This window comes from Segetibacter koreensis DSM 18137 (assembly GCF_000374045.1).
GTDB classification, from domain to species: domain Bacteria; phylum Bacteroidota; class Bacteroidia; order Chitinophagales; family Chitinophagaceae; genus Segetibacter; species Segetibacter koreensis.
The window spans coordinates 95,295-109,557 of record NZ_KB893348.1 but is presented as its reverse complement, the minus strand read 5'-3'; the positions used below and the strand labels follow the sequence as shown (position 1 = coordinate 109,557).

Sequence of the window (14,263 nt, the reverse complement as noted above, 5' to 3'; positions counted from 1 at the left end):
AGTTGTAAGTTAAACTAGAGTAATTTTTTAATTTTCTTTCTTTAATATTATTTATGTCAGTTCCAGCTGTTGATCTTTCTGACTTCTTAAGCGGTTCGGTTAACTTAAAAACGTCTTTTGTTAAGAAATTAGGAAAAGCCTACGAAGAAGTTGGTTTTGTTGCTATAAATAACCACGGAATACCTGGAGAAACAATTACAAAGCTTTACAAATGTGTTAAGGACTTTTTCTCATTACCAATGGAGAAAAAAACGCAGTATGAGATTCCCGGTTTAGCCGGCCAGCGCGGTTATACAAGTTTTGGAAGGGAGCATGCAAAGGGGAGTAAGAGTCCAGACTTAAAAGAGTTTTTTCAATACGGTCAAACAGTTAAGGATGGAGACGTGGTTAAAAGGGAGTATCCTAATAATGTTGAAGTGCATGAAATTAAAGAATTCAATGAAATTTTAGCACAAGCTTTTACAAATTTTGAAAAAAGTGGCACTCATATTTTACAATCAATTGCTTTATACTTAGGGTTGGATGAACATTTTTTTGATGAGCATATTTATAATGGCAATAGTATTTTAAGATGTATTCACTATCCGCCCATCACAGCTGAGCCAAACAGTTCTATACGGGCAGAGCAGCATGAAGATATAAACCTGATAACTCTATTAGTAGGAGCAAGCGCAGATGGTTTAGAGATACTGACAAATAAGAGACAGTGGGAGCCTGTTATTTCCGCGCCTGATCAAATTGTAGTAAATGTTGGTGATATGCTTCAAAGGTTAACAAATAACAGGCTTAGGAGTACAACTCATCGTGTTGTTAATCCTAAAAGAGAGCTGTGGGGCGCGTCAAGGTTTTCCATTCCCTTTTTCTTGCATCCGAGAAGCAGTATGAGTCTTGCAAGCCTAGACAACTGTATCAGCAGTTCACATCCAAAAGCTTATCCGGATATTACCGCTGGTGAATACTTAGATGAAAGACTTAGAGAAATTGGATTAAAAAAGTGACGATCTTTCACTCTTATTAATTACTTCTAATTCTCCTGATAGTTATTGAAGATCATTAGACATATACCTTTTTTAAGGACAGTGCTTCGTCATAGTCTTACTGCTTTTGGCGGTCCTCAGATGCATTTTGTAAGAATGCACAAGTTATTCGTTCAGCAACATAAATATATATCAGAACAAGAGTTATTGGAGATAAATGCTTTCGTTCAACTTCTTCCTGGTGCCAGCAGTACCCAAACTGTTACCTTAATAGGATACAAAAGGGGAGGAGTAGCTTTAGCAGTTCTTACCCTGGCCATTTGGATTATTCCTGCGTGCGTATTGATGGGTGGCCTGGGTTTTTTACTTGAATATAATAATAAGAACCTCGACTTTATTTTTAGGTTTATCCAACCTATGGCAGTGGGATTTTTGGCCTATTCTGCTTTTAAAAGTTATTCAATATCTATAAAAAACCCAGCGACCTTTTTTATAATGCTGGGAGCTGCATTAGTTACTTATCTCGTAAAATCACCCTGGGTATTTCCTTCGCTTATTATAGCCGGTAGTATTGTAAGTAATTTTAGTGATAAACGTATTCCTAATTTTGATTCTAAAAAGTATCCGGTTAAGTGGCAAAACCTTTGGCTATTTGCGTTTATATTTTTGGTTGCGGGGATAGCCAGTGAATATGTCCGTATTCATAATTTACCTATAAGAAGACCTATTAGTTTATTTGAGAATTTTTATCGTTTTGGCAGTATTGTGTTTGGAGGTGGGAGCGTATTAATTACAATGATGTTTGAGCAATATGTTATTCGTGCTAAAACTCCTTATATGTCTGCTTCGGACTTTCTTACTGGTGCTGGTATGGTTCAAGCTTTTCCAGGTCCTATTTTTTCTATTGCAAGTTTTGTTGGTGGCATGGTTTTGAAGAATTGGGGTCCTGGCTTTCAGCTTCTAGGATCTTTAATTGGCACGATCGGTATATTTCTTCCTAGTCTTTTGCTTGTACTTTTCTTTTACCCTATTTGGAATAACTTGAAAAAGTATGTCATTATTTTTAGGGCTATGGAAGGTATAAATGCGGTGGTAGTGGGTATTATGTTTAGTGCTACTATACTTTTATTTTTATCTATTCCCTCGCGTTTTACTTCTGGAAATGTTATTGCTGTTATTTTGACTTTTCTTATGCTTCAATTTACCAAAATTGCATCGCCTTTTATTGTTGCTTTTTTCCTCCTCGCCGGGTGGCTTTATAATCAATTCTTATAATAGCCATTCCTTTCTATTTCTTCTAGAACTTTATCTGGAACCAGATATTGAATTGATTTTCCCTCTTGGACTGCTTTCCGAATATATGTAGACGAAATATCAAGAAGTGGAGCAGTTAGGAAATGTATATTTTTTTCGGAAGAAGTTGCTAGTTCAAATCCTGGTCTTTGATACACGTTGAAAGAGTAGTTTTTCAATAATAATTCACTGTTTTTCCATTTACTAATGTTTTGCAAGCTATCAGAGCCTAGTATCACGGTAAACTCATTTTCAGGGTATTTTTCTTTTAGATATGTCAAAGTATCAATAGTATATGAGGGACGCGGAAGTTTGAATTCTACATCAGATGCTCTAAATCTAACATTGTTCTCTATAGCCGCTTGAACCATATAAAGTCGATCGTATTCATTTAAGAGTGTCGAAGATTTTTTTAAAGGATTTTGTGGAGACACGACAAACCATACCTGCCGTATATCTGAATACTGTGCAACAAAGTTGGCAATAATTAAATGACCAACATGTATGGGATTAAAGGAACCAAAATATAAACCGATCTTCATAATTAACCAGGCTAAATTTCTTCGACTAAAATCATTTCGGCCTCATTCAGCCGTAAACTAAGGTTATAACCGGCAACAAATATTGAAATGGGATCTCCTAAGGGAGCAATTTGTTCAACTTTAATTTTTTCACCCGGTACGCAACCCATTTCCATTAATTTAATAAAAATGTCATCCTTTTCAAAGGAATGAATAACTACTGTTTTGCCTGCTTTAATCTCAGATAATTTTTTCATGATTTGTAATAGCAAAAGTAGATGCTAAATCCGTTTTTTCTTGCGATTTTTGTTTTGAAATATTGATTATGGCTCTAATACGCTTTAACTATGCAGATGTGCCGCCAATTTCCTTAAGCCGAAAGAAGTTGATTAAGGATCACATCAGGGAGATTTTTTTAAAAGAGGGAAAGCAGCTTCGTTCACTAAGTTTCATTTTTTGTTCTGACCAATACTTAATAGAAATAAACAAAACGTTTTTAAAGCATGATTTTTATACAGATATCATAACTTTTGACTTGTCTGAAGGTGAAGAGACTGTAGGTGAAATCTATATAAGCGTGGAAAGGGTAAAAGAAAATGCCGTTGACCATTCCTCATCTTTTACTGATGAACTTCTGCGTGTCATTTTTCATGGTGCGCTTCACTTATGTGGATATAGAGACAAAAAGAAAAGTGAAATAACGACAATGCGCGAAAAAGAGGATTATTATTTGCAGACATTTCAGAAAAAAACTTCCTAGTATGTTTCACGTGAAACAATTTATTCTGCTTTTTATTCTATTTCCTTTTATATCGTTTTCGCAGCATTTCGGATCAACAGTTTTGCCCGTAAAGCCTTTACCAGTTTTGCCGGCTAAAGATGCTTTGATTTTGGATCTTCTTCAAAGTGCTCCTGAATATAATTCTCTTAATCCTTATCAGAAAGAATGGTTTTACTGGACCAACTATAGCCGGAGGAATCCTAAGGTGTTTTGGGACAGTGTTGTGGTTCCTATTTTAGAGAATTATCCCACACTAAATAATTCCAACACTGTTAGTCTTAAAAGCGATTTATACAATTCAACCCCATTGCCACCAACCAAACCGAGTTTGAAGTTGCTGGAAACATCTCAGCGTTTAGCATCAGAACTTTCTTCTAAAACAGCTTCTCCTTCTCATACGTCTCCGTCGGGTGCTACTTTTTCTGACCGGATGAAAGCTTCCGGTATAACTAAATGCGCTGGAGAGAATATAAGTTTTGGTCCGTTAAATCCGGTACTTATGCTTGTTTTATTATACCTAGATGAAGGGGTGCAGGGTGTCGGACATCGAAGAGCGCTTCTTAATCCTTCTTTTGTTGAAATGGGTATTGGGATTGCTGATTATCCTGATAATAAAGCGATCGTTGTACAAGATTTTGCCTGTGAACAAAAGTAGCAGAAACTGTTTCACGTGGAACAGGAGTAGTTAAATAAGTAACTCTTGCCGTTATAGGATTTATCTTTGCCTCTTAATAATACTGAATGTTTAATAAGTACGATGTAATTGTGGTTGGCGCTGGGCATGCGGGATGTGAAGCCGCGGCAGCGGCAGCAAATCTAGGAAGTAAGGTTCTTTTGGTCACAATGAATATGCAGACATTTGCTCAAATGAGTTGCAATCCTGCCATGGGAGGAATAGCTAAGGGTCAAATCGTTCGCGAAATTGATGCGTTGGGTGGTTACAGCGGTATTGTTACCGATTCTAGTCTCATTCAGTTTAGGATGCTTAATAAAAGTAAGGGCCCTGCTATGTGGAGTCCGAGAGCGCAAAGTGATAGGATGCTTTTTTCGCAAAAGTGGCGGGAAATGCTGGAAAACACTCCTAATGTTGATTTTTACCAGGACACTGTTAGTTCTTTGATAATAAAAGACGGAAAAGCATGCGGGGTTATAACGGGCCTTGGGCATTCTATTTTTTCGACCTCAGTTGTAATTACTAGTGGGACCTTTTTGAATGGCGTTATTCACATAGGGGAGAAGAGGTTCGGTGGAGGAAGAATGGCAGAAAAAGCGTCTACGGGTATCACAGAACAGTTAATAGAGTTAGGATTTGAAAGCGATAGGCTAAAGACAGGAACCCCGCCACGAATAGATGGGAGAAGCCTGGATTATAGTAAAATGGAAGAGCAAAAAGGTGACGAAGAGATAGTAGGGTTTTCTTATACTGATATTGATAAAATTAATCCTGCCCAGCAAAGAAGTTGCTTTATTACCTATACCAGTCAGGCCGTTCACGACACGCTTAAGACCGGTTTTGATCGAAGCCCAATGTACCAGGGAAGAATAGAAGGAGTGGGGCCGAGATATTGCCCAAGTATAGAAGATAAAATAAATCGATTTGCAGAGAGAGACAGGCATCAGTTGTTTGTAGAGCCTGAAGGATTCAATACTATAGAAATTTACGTTAATGGTTTTTCAACATCTTTACCAGAAGAAGTTCAGTTTCAAGCGCTTCAAATGGTGCCTGGGTTTGAACATTGCAAGATGTTTAGGCCTGGCTATGCAATAGAATATGATTATTTTCCACCTACTCAACTGCTATACTCCCTTGAAACAAAGGTTATAGAAAATCTTTTTTTTGCCGGACAGATAAACGGCACGACGGGATACGAAGAAGCGGCTTGTCAAGGATTGATTGCCGGAATTAACGCTCACCAAAAAGCATTTCATTTAGAGCCGCTTGTATTAAAACGGAGCGAAGCATATATTGGAGTATTGATCGATGATCTTATAAGTAAAGGAACAGACGAACCGTACCGGATGTTCACCAGTCGTGCAGAATATAGAACACTGCTTCGCCAGGATAATGCGGACCTAAGGTTGACGGAGAAGAGTTATAAATTAGGACTCGCATCGCAAGAGAGAATGGAGAAAGTAAGAGATAAAAGGCAGAATGTAGAATCCATTAAAGCAATAATGAAAGAATATGCCGTAGATCCGGAAGATATTAATACTTATTTGCAAACTGTAGGTTCTGCCCCTTTAGTTAACAAACAAAAGCTGTCTCAATTATTACTACGACCTGGTTTAGAGCTAAAAGAGATGATAGCTTTTTCTCCTAAAATCAGTGAAATTTTCAATACATTTTCTCCTGATTCTTTAGAACAAGCGGAAATACAGGTAAAGTACGACACTTATATAAACAAAGAGAAGGAATTGGTGCAGCGAATGAGCCAGTTGGAGGAGCTGGTTATTCCTGATACTTTTAACTATGAGAAGATCATTTCACTTTCTAACGAGGCGCGTCAAAAATTTAATAAGATTCGGCCGAGAACGTTAGGTCAAGCGAGTAGAATTAGCGGTGTTAATCCAAGTGATGTTCAGATTTTAATGGTCTATATGGGTAGATAATAATACCAATAGAAAAGTTTGGCTATTTCTATTGGTATTTAATTTGTGCAAAGACGGTGGTCTTCCTAACATACTTTCTTTTATAAATAAGTTTGATCATGGCCTGATTATTTTATTTCATTATCTGCATAAACAAAATAAGATGAAACCTATAATTATTAGATTAGACCTGGCAGGAACAACAGTGCATGTAAATGCAAACCATATTTTATATTACTATGCAAAGCACGCTGAAAGTGGAGGAGTTGTGACCGAATTATTTTTCACAGAGAAGTTCGGTTTGGAAGTGTCAGAGACGCCCGCTGAAATAGATGCTCTAATAAATAGTAGCGGAAAAGTCGCGGAGTTAGTAAATGCTGCAGGTGATAACATTTAATAACTAAAGTTATGAACAATAAAATTTATGTCGTTGATCCTAACGTAACGGATCCTGATAATCCAGGAATTGATCAGGCCCCTGTTGATCCTAGCAATACAAGTAACATTGGTCAGAGAGTCGAGCAAGGCGTTATTAGCACCAAAGAAGGAATAAGTGAACAAAGTAGCGAATGGGAGGATAGCCAGGAACGAAATATTCCGAAAAGTAGCGGCATTAGTAACAAGGGTGAAAACTATTTAAAAAATCCGTCTCCCGAGGAAAGAAATGACAGTGACAGGTAAAAGAGATTGAAAAAGGAGAGAGAAACATTCTGAAAATTTAATGGATCTTATCTTTTTTCCTGATCATTTGAAGTACCCTTTCCAGTTTTCTGTCTTCGTTTTTTCTTATAGATTCAGATGAAGGCGTTACTTCTACGTCAGGAAAAATACCTCTGCCATTTTTTATACGGTGGGTGTTTAAAACCATTCTATAAAGAGGTAGGGTAATTCGTAAGCCGGTATTGGGTAGCACGATGTTGGTTAAAAGCATCGCGGAGTTTCCATAAGCACCTCCACCAGTTTCTTCACCTACAAGTGTTACGTTATGCTGATCTTTTAAGTTTCCGGCTACTAATGTGGCTGCTGAAAAAGTGTAGCCCCCGGTTAAAATATAAATATTACCATTAAAATGGTTTTTGTTTTTCGGCTTAAAGTAGTGTTTTTCAAAATACTGAAAATGTATCCTTTTATCTTCGTATTTTCTTCCAGAAAGATGCATGCTTAGCCAATAAATTAGCCAGGGTTTGATGTACCGCTTATAACGGAATGAACGGGTATATGCTGCGACGGTGTCTGCGACATGAAAAGGTTTATCAACAAGATATTGGCAAAGTCTTGTACAAGCCATTACACTGCCCCCGCTATTTAACCTTAGGTCAATCACAACATTCTCGATATTACTATTTTTGATTTGCTTAAAACTACTTCGGAAAAAACGTATTAGTTTTCCGGTACTAAAAGTATTTATCGAAATAATCGCAGTTTTCAAAGATGAATCTATCTCAAGGTTTCTTTCTGCTAATAAGCTAAAGCGACGGTGGTTTTTCCTGGTCATTTCTATTGGTAAAAGCTGCTGTGTTGAACGCAGCGACGCTACGTTACCTTCGAAGTTTTTACATACAATTTCTTTTGGCGTCCCCGTGCTGTCTATAAATCCAACCCTATAGGTACTGTCAAGCCCGTAGGCATTTTTGTAGAAAGCCGGAAAGTTAAAGCTGATAACCTGGTATTTGAATATGTTGGAATATCCGTCGGCACTGATTAGCTGACAAATGCTATCAACTACATTTTTAATAGGAGTTCCATTAATAGCCGTTACAGCTGTTCCCCGCTTTATGATTTTGTCTCCTGCTGTTAAATTGTTTATTACAACTGCGCTGTCACCCCAAACTTTTAAATAAAATGGAAATAATTTAGTTTTCCGGGTAGTAAAATATTTTGAATACGCTTTTGACGGTCTCGCAATTGTATGCCCGCAATGAATTTTACTTAAAGCCCATGCAACTCTTTTCCTAAACTGCTCTTCGGTAAGGGAGTCTTGAATAGAATTATAAGTGCCGTCAAAAAAGCTGGAAATAGAATCCGGAGTTGAATACCAGTATAAGCTTGGATGATTAGTCTTTAAAATTGCAGTTAAAATGGAAAAATCTTCGTGTAGTTGTGAAGAACTGTATTTTGCATTCGGATTGTAAGAACTTTTTTTAATAATATTACATGATATACATGAAATAAGTATTAACAAGTAAAAGTTCTTTTTCACTACTGCAATATACTACTCCCTTTATTTACCGAGACGTATAATTGAAGATTTAGGTGCATAAAGCTAAGGCCTACTTTGATATATACTAAAACAGGGAAGTGTAAGGAAACAGGTAGATTAAGTAAAGGCATTCCAGCCTTGCGCTGTAAGTTGATGAGTGTTTCCCCCTTTAGTTGTTATGTTAACCCCTTCTTCAATATCGGTAATATAGCCTATTACAGATATTTGTTCATTTAGAACAAGTTTTTCATAATCTCCCTGGTTTAGTGTAAACACAAGTTCATAATCCTCACCGCCATTTAAAGCACACATGGTAGGATCTAACTTAAGTTTGTAAGCAAACTGCCTTGCATGATCATTTATCGGTATTTTATCTTCATATAATAAACAACCTACATTGCTTTGTTTGCAGATATGTAAGATTTCACTACTGAGGCCGTCACTTATATCCATCATACTTGTAGGCAAGATGTCTTCACTAGAAAAAAAATCTATAATGTCTCTTTTTGCCTCAGGTTTTAATAACCTTCCAATTATATACTGCTCATTTTCAAGGTCTGGCTGAATCGATGGATTTTCGAGATAAATCTTTTTCTCTCTTTCTAACAGGGTTAAGCCTAAAAATGCAGAACCAAGATCTCCACTTACGCAAACTAAATCACCTTGTTTAGCCCCGCTTCTTTTTACGATTTTCTCAGGGACTATTTCGCCGATTGCAGTGACGCTTATAATAAATCCTTTTTGAGATGAACAGGTATCGCCGCCAACCAGGTCAACATTATATTTTTCACAAGCCGCATACACTCCCTCATAAAACTCATTCAGTGCCTCCACCGAAAAACGATTGCTAAATGCAATATTTAATGTGATTTGAGTAGGAGCGGCGTTCATAGCATAAATATCACTAAGATTGACGATGACACTCTTGTAACCAAGATGCTTGAGGGGTGTATACATAAGATCAAAGTGAATCCCTTCTACCAACATATCAGAGGAAATAACGGTTTGTTTTCCAAAATGATCAATTACCGCAGCATCATCACCTATACTTAGTATAGTAGATGCGTTCTGGATCTCAAAGTTTTTAGTCAGATGATCTATCAGGCCAAACTCACCAAGGGAAGATATTTCTGTTCTGTTATTCATAAAAATGGTAGTAACTAACGTTTGCTGTTATCAAGATTCCATTTGCCATTTAAAACTAATAGAAGATCATCATGAATTTTTCCATTAGTCGCTAGTAAATTCGGTTGGTAAGGCGAATAATAATTTCCCTTGAAGTCCGTAACAGTTCCTCCTGCTTCTTCTACGATTAGAAATCCTGCTGCACTATCCCAAGCCTTAAGATTGTGCTCATAGAAGCCGTCAAATCTGCCGGCGGCAACCCAACAAAGGTCAATTGCGGCACTACCCAATCTTCTCATAGGAATGTTGTGTCGAATTAATTTATCAAAAACTTCAAGAGGTCCATTCGGTTCATCAAGGTATGAATAAGGAAAACCTGTGACCAGGCAACTTCTAAGAACATCACTTTTATCACTAACGTTAATTCTTTTATCATTCATGGTTGAACCAAAGTCTTTCTCAGCAAAGAAAAACTCGTTTATAAATGGATTGTATACAGCCCCAAGAATCATTTTACCATCTTTTTCTATACCTATACTTACGCAACATATTGGAATGCCATTGGCAAAGTTTACTGTTCCATCAATAGGATCGATGATCCATTTAATATTGCTATCCATTTTAAATTCTCCTGACTCCTCACTTAAAATGTAATGCTCCGGAAACTCACGTCTTATTACTTCAAAAATTGCTTGTTCTGATTCATGGTCAGCTTGAGTAACTAAATCATTGATGTTTGATTTACTGCTGATAGTAAAACTGCCGTTAAAGTACTTCTGTAAAATTTTTGCGCCTGCAAAAGTCGCTTCAATTAGTGTTTGTTTTAGCATTGTGCAAATATACTGTTACTAACAACCTAACTCAAAATCAACCTTTTTTTTAAAAAAAAGGGAATTTGTACATTTTTCCATTTACAAGTGTTTTTACGACTATTAATGAAAATAAGTTCGTTTTGTATTGTTAAGGAATAATTGTTTTACTTCAGCCTTTAACTGTTTCTTTTCATTTTAATGTATTTTCGTAAACTTTTCTTAATTCAAACTTTGCATGGCCATCTTCGATATTAAATTGCCTTCCCGGTTAGCAAAAACCTTAAAGCTCCCTGAAAACAATATAAAGGATCAGCAGCTGAGAGTTTTAAAAAGGCTTTTGCGCAAAGCGAGATTTACAGAGTTTGGACAAAAGTTTAGGTTTGACGAGATATTAATGAGCAAAGATCCGGCTAGACGTTTTCAACAGCTTGTTCCCGTATACGATTATAATAAAATATATAAGGAATGGTGGCACAAGTCGTTAGAAAATATACCAGACGTTTGCTGGCCCGGAAAGATAAAATATTATGCGCTTAGCAGCGGCACCAGTGAGTCGGCCAGCAAATATATTCCCATAACAAATGATTTATTGCATGGAAATAAAATGGCGATGATAAAGCACCTGTTTACACTTCGTCATTATCATTCACTTCCTGTTAAATCAATTGGAAAAGGCTGGCTAACTATAGGAGGAAGTACTGCTCTTGAAAAGCAACAGGGATATTACGCGGGAGATCTAAGCGGAATTACACAAAAAAAAGCGCCTTTTTGGTTTCAGCCTTTCTACAAACCGGGAAAAAAAATAGCTAAAAACAAAAATTGGGATAAAAAAATTGATGAAATAGTTGAGAAAGCTCCGGAATGGGATATTGGTTTTATTGTAGGTGTTCCTGCGTGGGTGCAGCTGACCCTGGAAAAAATAATTGAACGTTATAACGTGAAAACGATACACGACATTTGGCCAAATCTTGCTTTTTTTGTTCATGGAGGTGTAGCATTTGAACCATACAAAAGAGGTTTTGAAAAATTGCTGGCAAAACCTCTTTTTTATATAGAAACCTATTTAGCTAGCGAAGGATTTATTGCTTATCAGAACGGTCAGAGTGCGAAAGGAATGCGATTGGTAACTTCAGAACATATTTTCCATGAGTTTATTCCCTTTGATGAGAACAATTTTGACCTGGACGGAAATATGGTAGAAAAGCCGCAGGTCTTACTATTGGATGAAGTAGAGGAGGGTAAAAATTATGCACTACTGTTAAGCACAAGCGCAGGAACATGGAGATACCTCATAGGTGACACTGTAAAATTTGTAGATAAGGATAAAGCAGAAATTATAATAACAGGAAGAACTAAACATTTTTTAAGTCTTGTAGGTGAACATCTTAGTGTAGATAATATGAACAAAGCTGTGAAACAGGTAGGTGAAGAAATGAACATATCTATTCCCGAATTTACAGTTGCAGGTGTTCCGTATAACAACTTTTTTGCTCATCATTGGTATGTTGCTTGCGATGACAGCGTAGACGCAAATATTTTGCGTGGCAAGATTGATGAAAAGCTAAAACAGCTAAATGATGATTATGCGGTTGAAAGAACCAGTGCGCTTAAAGAAGTATTTCTTGATGTTTTGTCGGAAGAAGATTTTATGGAATTTATGCGGCAGAAAGGAAAAATAGGAGGGCAGCACAAGTTTCCGAGAGTATTAAAGGGTGAAATGCTTGAAGAATGGCAAAAATTTTTACAGGGTAGAGTGGTTTAAATAAAAAATTGTAGATATAAGTATGATGGGCTCGGCTTTATTGAAAGGACTTGCATTAGGATTATTGCTCAGCATTTCAGTTGGCCCTGTTATTTTTTCTATTATTAAACACAGCATAAATCATGGTCACAAAGGTGGATTCGCTTTTATTGGCGGTGTATCAGCGAGTGATATAACCATTGTTGTGATAAGCAATTTTTTTACGCAAATGTTTGATGATCTGCTTGAATATAAGATATCGATCGGTCTTGGGGGCAGTGCATTACTTGTGGCATTGGGCATTTATGTAACCTTTTTTAAAAAGATTAAGGTTAACGAGTCTGGTCTGCAGGTGATAGAAATGGAAACTCATCATTATGTAAAGATATTTTTGTCTGGATATTTTATGAATATCCTCAATCCCGGTGTTATTGGCTTTTGGCTCCTCACATCTACTTCTTTGTTGGTTCAATCGCAGAATTACAGGATAATTGTTTATTTCACCTGCCTTGCCATTGTGGCCAGCTTCGATATATTCAAAGTAATGCTTGCCGGAAGAATACGGGAAAAGCTAACGCCTCATAACATTCATATCATTAACCGCATTAGCGGGTTGATATTGATTGGTTTTGGCATAGCACTGACATGGGGAATACTTGCTTTAAGATAACTGGTTCAAACAAGTACACTATCTATTCTCCACGGTTTTTTTTCTGTTAATAAATTTATTGAAAATGACATCTCTTTTTTAGATGTGGGAAAATTAATGCGATTAAATAACATCTATGCTATTTGCATAAACGTTAGAATATTACCTTGCTGCTTATTACTTCAATGACTGTTAAAGACCTTTTTTCCAGAATATTCCGTAAAATACTAAAGTGGTTCCTTTGGGCTTTCTTTCTTTCAAATCTTTATCTGCTTATGTGCAAGTGGGTGATTCCGCCGATAACACTTACGCAACTAGGCAGTTTGTTTGGAGGATACGGATTGAAAAGAGATTATGTTAATATGTCTGAAATAGCGCCATCCGCAAAACTAGCCGCAATGGCTAGTGAAGATCAGCTTTTTCCGGACCACAATGGATTTGATTGGAAATCTTTAGAAAAAAGTTTGCAGGGAAATTCAAGAAAAAAGAAAAAAGTGGCAGGAGCCGGAGCAAGCACCATTAGTCAGCAGGTAGCCAAAAATGTTTTCTTGTGGCAGGGTAGTGGTATCAGCAGGTATTTGCGAAAGATACCAGAGGCTTATTATACTAAAATGATTGAATGGGTTTGGGGTAAAGAGAGAATACTGGAAGTTTACTTGAATGTTGCGGAAATGGGCGAGGGTGTTTTTGGAATTGAGGCAGCGTCACAACAGTATTTTAGAAAACCGGCAACTCGTTTAAGCCGCGCAGAAGCTGCAATGATCATAGCCTGCCTTCCTAACCCCAAAAAGTATTCAGTTAAACCTATGAGTCGTTGGGTTAGCTGGAAATATCCTAGAGTTTTGCAGCAAATGAGAAATATTGAAGACGACCCTGACATTCAAAAACTAATTTATACACCTAAGTAAAAGCATTATTAATAGTGTTAATGGCTGTCTGCAGTCTTTCTTCATAATTTCCGGAGATAACAGCCCAGGGAACACTTTGGTTAATAAGAATGTTCTTATAAATTTCATACAATTCTTTACGTGTTTCCAAATCAGGATATTCCCGCAGTTCATCTTGCGCCCACGGTAGATCGACATTGCATAGGAGGTAGAAGTCTGCTTTTCTTTCTGTTATCTTATCCTCAATATAGGCGTGACATTTACCAAATACATACTCACACCATACTTTCATAACATACATATCGGTATCTACAAACAGCATGGGATTCTCAAAATCTTGATTTTTTACCTCGAACCGCTTTATTGACTTACCAATATACTCATCTTCCAGCGCCACCTGTCCTTTGGCAATCGTTAACAGATTGTCGTAAGTATAGTTTGTGCCATTAGTAAGTAAATATTCCCTGGCAAATTCGGGAACCCAAAAGGTCTTAAAGTGTTTGGCAAGTAACTCGCACAAACTGCTTTTGCCTGTGCTTTCCGGTCCTATAACTACTATTTTTTTAAGCTCTTGCATATCTAGCTTTTTTATGCCACGACATCAATCCAATGAATGCCAAAATTGATAGCGCCACGAACTGAAAACTGGTAAAGACTCTATTCCCCTATATATTTCAACCTTCTTTTT

At 37.0% G+C, this 14,263-nt stretch carries 16 protein-coding genes; 10 read left to right on the top strand and 6 right to left on the bottom strand.

The window, feature by feature from the left end; translation table 11 throughout:
* Nucleotides 1–53 precede the first annotated feature (53 nt).
* Together B154_RS0119890 and chrA are read left to right on the top strand one after the other, a co-directional pair.
* On the top strand, nucleotides 54–998 hold the full coding sequence (locus B154_RS0119890) for an isopenicillin N synthase family dioxygenase (protein WP_018616085.1): 945 nt from the start codon (nucleotides 54–56) through the stop codon (nucleotides 996–998).
* An 81-nt stretch (nucleotides 999–1,079) separates the two neighbouring features.
* Complete coding sequence (gene chrA / locus B154_RS0119885) at nucleotides 1,080–2,252, top strand: chromate efflux transporter (protein WP_018616084.1); 1,173 nt, start codon at nucleotides 1,080–1,082, stop codon at nucleotides 2,250–2,252.
* Here chrA and nadD read toward each other — a convergent pair.
* Both nadD and B154_RS0119875 read right to left on the bottom strand, forming a co-directional pair.
* Nucleotides 2,240–2,812, bottom strand: a complete 573-nt coding sequence (nadD, locus tag B154_RS0119880) for a nicotinate (nicotinamide) nucleotide adenylyltransferase (RefSeq protein WP_018616083.1) — start codon at nucleotides 2,810–2,812, stop codon at nucleotides 2,240–2,242. The genes chrA and nadD overlap by 13 nt on opposite strands.
* Before the next feature lie 11 nt (nucleotides 2,813–2,823).
* On the bottom strand, nucleotides 2,824–3,048 hold the full coding sequence (locus B154_RS0119875) for a FeoA family protein (RefSeq protein ID WP_018616082.1): 225 nt from the start codon (nucleotides 3,046–3,048) through the stop codon (nucleotides 2,824–2,826).
* A 68-nt stretch (nucleotides 3,049–3,116) separates the two neighbouring features.
* Here B154_RS0119875 and ybeY point away from each other — a divergent pair, with 68 nt between their 5' ends.
* The 5 genes from ybeY to B154_RS0119850 all read left to right on the top strand — a co-directional run bounded on the left by ybeY (nucleotide 3,117) and on the right by B154_RS0119850 (nucleotide 6,842).
* Nucleotides 3,117–3,551 carry an rRNA maturation RNase YbeY gene (gene ybeY, locus B154_RS0119870; RefSeq protein WP_018616081.1) on the top strand — a complete coding sequence of 145 codons (435 nt, stop codon included), beginning with the start codon at nucleotides 3,117–3,119 and terminating at the stop codon, nucleotides 3,549–3,551.
* Between the two features lies 1 nt (nucleotide 3,552).
* On the top strand, nucleotides 3,553–4,227 hold the full coding sequence (locus B154_RS0119865; RefSeq protein WP_018616080.1) for a CAP domain-containing protein: 675 nt from the start codon (nucleotides 3,553–3,555) through the stop codon (nucleotides 4,225–4,227).
* A gap of 86 nt (nucleotides 4,228–4,313) precedes the next feature.
* Nucleotides 4,314–6,182 carry a tRNA uridine-5-carboxymethylaminomethyl(34) synthesis enzyme MnmG gene (gene mnmG / locus B154_RS0119860; protein ID WP_018616079.1) on the top strand — a complete coding sequence of 623 codons (1,869 nt, stop codon included), beginning with the start codon at nucleotides 4,314–4,316 and terminating at the stop codon, nucleotides 6,180–6,182.
* Nucleotides 6,183–6,324: 142 nt separating this feature from the next.
* Nucleotides 6,325–6,558: a hypothetical protein gene (locus B154_RS0119855; protein WP_157580885.1), complete on the top strand. Its 234-nt coding sequence runs from the start codon at nucleotides 6,325–6,327 to the stop codon at nucleotides 6,556–6,558.
* Nucleotides 6,559–6,569: 11 nt separating this feature from the next.
* Nucleotides 6,570–6,842, top strand: coding sequence for a hypothetical protein (locus B154_RS0119850; protein WP_018616077.1), 273 nt, complete (start codon nucleotides 6,570–6,572; stop codon nucleotides 6,840–6,842).
* A 37-nt stretch (nucleotides 6,843–6,879) separates the two neighbouring features.
* Here B154_RS0119850 and B154_RS0119845 read toward each other — a convergent pair whose 3' ends face one another.
* From B154_RS0119845 to B154_RS0119835, 3 genes are all read right to left on the bottom strand, one after another.
* On the bottom strand, nucleotides 6,880–8,343 hold the full coding sequence (locus tag B154_RS0119845) for a S41 family peptidase (RefSeq protein WP_018616076.1): 1,464 nt from the start codon (nucleotides 8,341–8,343) through the stop codon (nucleotides 6,880–6,882).
* Nucleotides 8,344–8,478: 135 nt separating this feature from the next.
* Entirely contained in the window at nucleotides 8,479–9,507 is a 1,029-nt protein-coding gene (gene thiL, locus B154_RS0119840) for a thiamine-phosphate kinase (RefSeq protein ID WP_018616075.1), read from the bottom strand.
* Between the two features lie 14 nt (nucleotides 9,508–9,521).
* Nucleotides 9,522–10,316, bottom strand: a complete 795-nt coding sequence (locus B154_RS0119835; protein ID WP_018616074.1) for an inositol monophosphatase family protein — start codon at nucleotides 10,314–10,316, stop codon at nucleotides 9,522–9,524.
* A 217-nt stretch (nucleotides 10,317–10,533) separates the two neighbouring features.
* Between B154_RS0119835 and B154_RS0119830 the strand changes: the two genes are divergently transcribed.
* From B154_RS0119830 to mtgA, 3 genes are all read left to right on the top strand, one after another.
* The gene (locus tag B154_RS0119830) at nucleotides 10,534–12,060 is read left to right on the top strand and encodes a GH3 family acyl-acid amido synthetase (protein ID WP_018616073.1); all 1,527 of its coding nucleotides are present in this window, start codon (nucleotides 10,534–10,536) and stop codon (nucleotides 12,058–12,060) included.
* A gap of 22 nt (nucleotides 12,061–12,082) precedes the next feature.
* Nucleotides 12,083–12,709 carry a LysE family translocator gene (locus tag B154_RS0119825; RefSeq protein WP_018616072.1) on the top strand — a complete coding sequence of 209 codons (627 nt, stop codon included), beginning with the start codon at nucleotides 12,083–12,085 and terminating at the stop codon, nucleotides 12,707–12,709.
* A 164-nt stretch (nucleotides 12,710–12,873) separates the two neighbouring features.
* On the top strand, nucleotides 12,874–13,596 hold the full coding sequence (mtgA, locus tag B154_RS0119820; RefSeq protein WP_018616071.1) for a monofunctional biosynthetic peptidoglycan transglycosylase: 723 nt from the start codon (nucleotides 12,874–12,876) through the stop codon (nucleotides 13,594–13,596).
* Here mtgA and B154_RS0119815 read toward each other — a convergent pair.
* Nucleotides 13,589–14,152, bottom strand: coding sequence for an AAA family ATPase (locus B154_RS0119815; RefSeq protein ID WP_018616070.1), 564 nt, complete (start codon nucleotides 14,150–14,152; stop codon nucleotides 13,589–13,591). The genes mtgA and B154_RS0119815 overlap by 8 nt on opposite strands.
* Between the last annotated feature and the right edge of the window lie 111 nt (nucleotides 14,153–14,263).

Excerpts from the sequence above, each read along its gene's own strand:
- B154_RS0119890 (WP_018616085.1), top strand. The coding sequence starts at position 54 with ATGTCAGTTCCAGCTGTTGATCTTTCTGACTTCTTAAGCGGTTCGGTT.
- nadD (WP_018616083.1), bottom strand. The coding sequence starts at position 2,812 with ATGAAGATCGGTTTATATTTTGGTTCCTTTAATCCCATACATGTTGGT.
- B154_RS0119875 (WP_018616082.1), bottom strand. The coding sequence starts at position 3,048 with ATGAAAAAATTATCTGAGATTAAAGCAGGCAAAACAGTAGTTATTCAT.
- ybeY (WP_018616081.1), top strand. The coding sequence starts at position 3,117 with ATGGCTCTAATACGCTTTAACTATGCAGATGTGCCGCCAATTTCCTTA.
- B154_RS0119865 (WP_018616080.1), top strand. The coding sequence starts at position 3,553 with ATGTTTCACGTGAAACAATTTATTCTGCTTTTTATTCTATTTCCTTTT.
- mnmG (WP_018616079.1), top strand. The coding sequence starts at position 4,314 with ATGTTTAATAAGTACGATGTAATTGTGGTTGGCGCTGGGCATGCGGGA.
- B154_RS0119855 (WP_157580885.1), top strand. The coding sequence starts at position 6,325 with ATGAAACCTATAATTATTAGATTAGACCTGGCAGGAACAACAGTGCAT.
- B154_RS0119850 (WP_018616077.1), top strand. The coding sequence starts at position 6,570 with ATGAACAATAAAATTTATGTCGTTGATCCTAACGTAACGGATCCTGAT.
- thiL (WP_018616075.1), bottom strand. The coding sequence starts at position 9,507 with ATGAATAACAGAACAGAAATATCTTCCCTTGGTGAGTTTGGCCTGATA.
- B154_RS0119835 (WP_018616074.1), bottom strand. The coding sequence starts at position 10,316 with ATGCTAAAACAAACACTAATTGAAGCGACTTTTGCAGGCGCAAAAATT.
- B154_RS0119830 (WP_018616073.1), top strand. The coding sequence starts at position 10,534 with ATGGCCATCTTCGATATTAAATTGCCTTCCCGGTTAGCAAAAACCTTA.
- B154_RS0119825 (WP_018616072.1), top strand. The coding sequence starts at position 12,083 with ATGATGGGCTCGGCTTTATTGAAAGGACTTGCATTAGGATTATTGCTC.
- mtgA (WP_018616071.1), top strand. The coding sequence starts at position 12,874 with ATGACTGTTAAAGACCTTTTTTCCAGAATATTCCGTAAAATACTAAAG.
- B154_RS0119815 (WP_018616070.1), bottom strand. The coding sequence starts at position 14,152 with ATGCAAGAGCTTAAAAAAATAGTAGTTATAGGACCGGAAAGCACAGGC.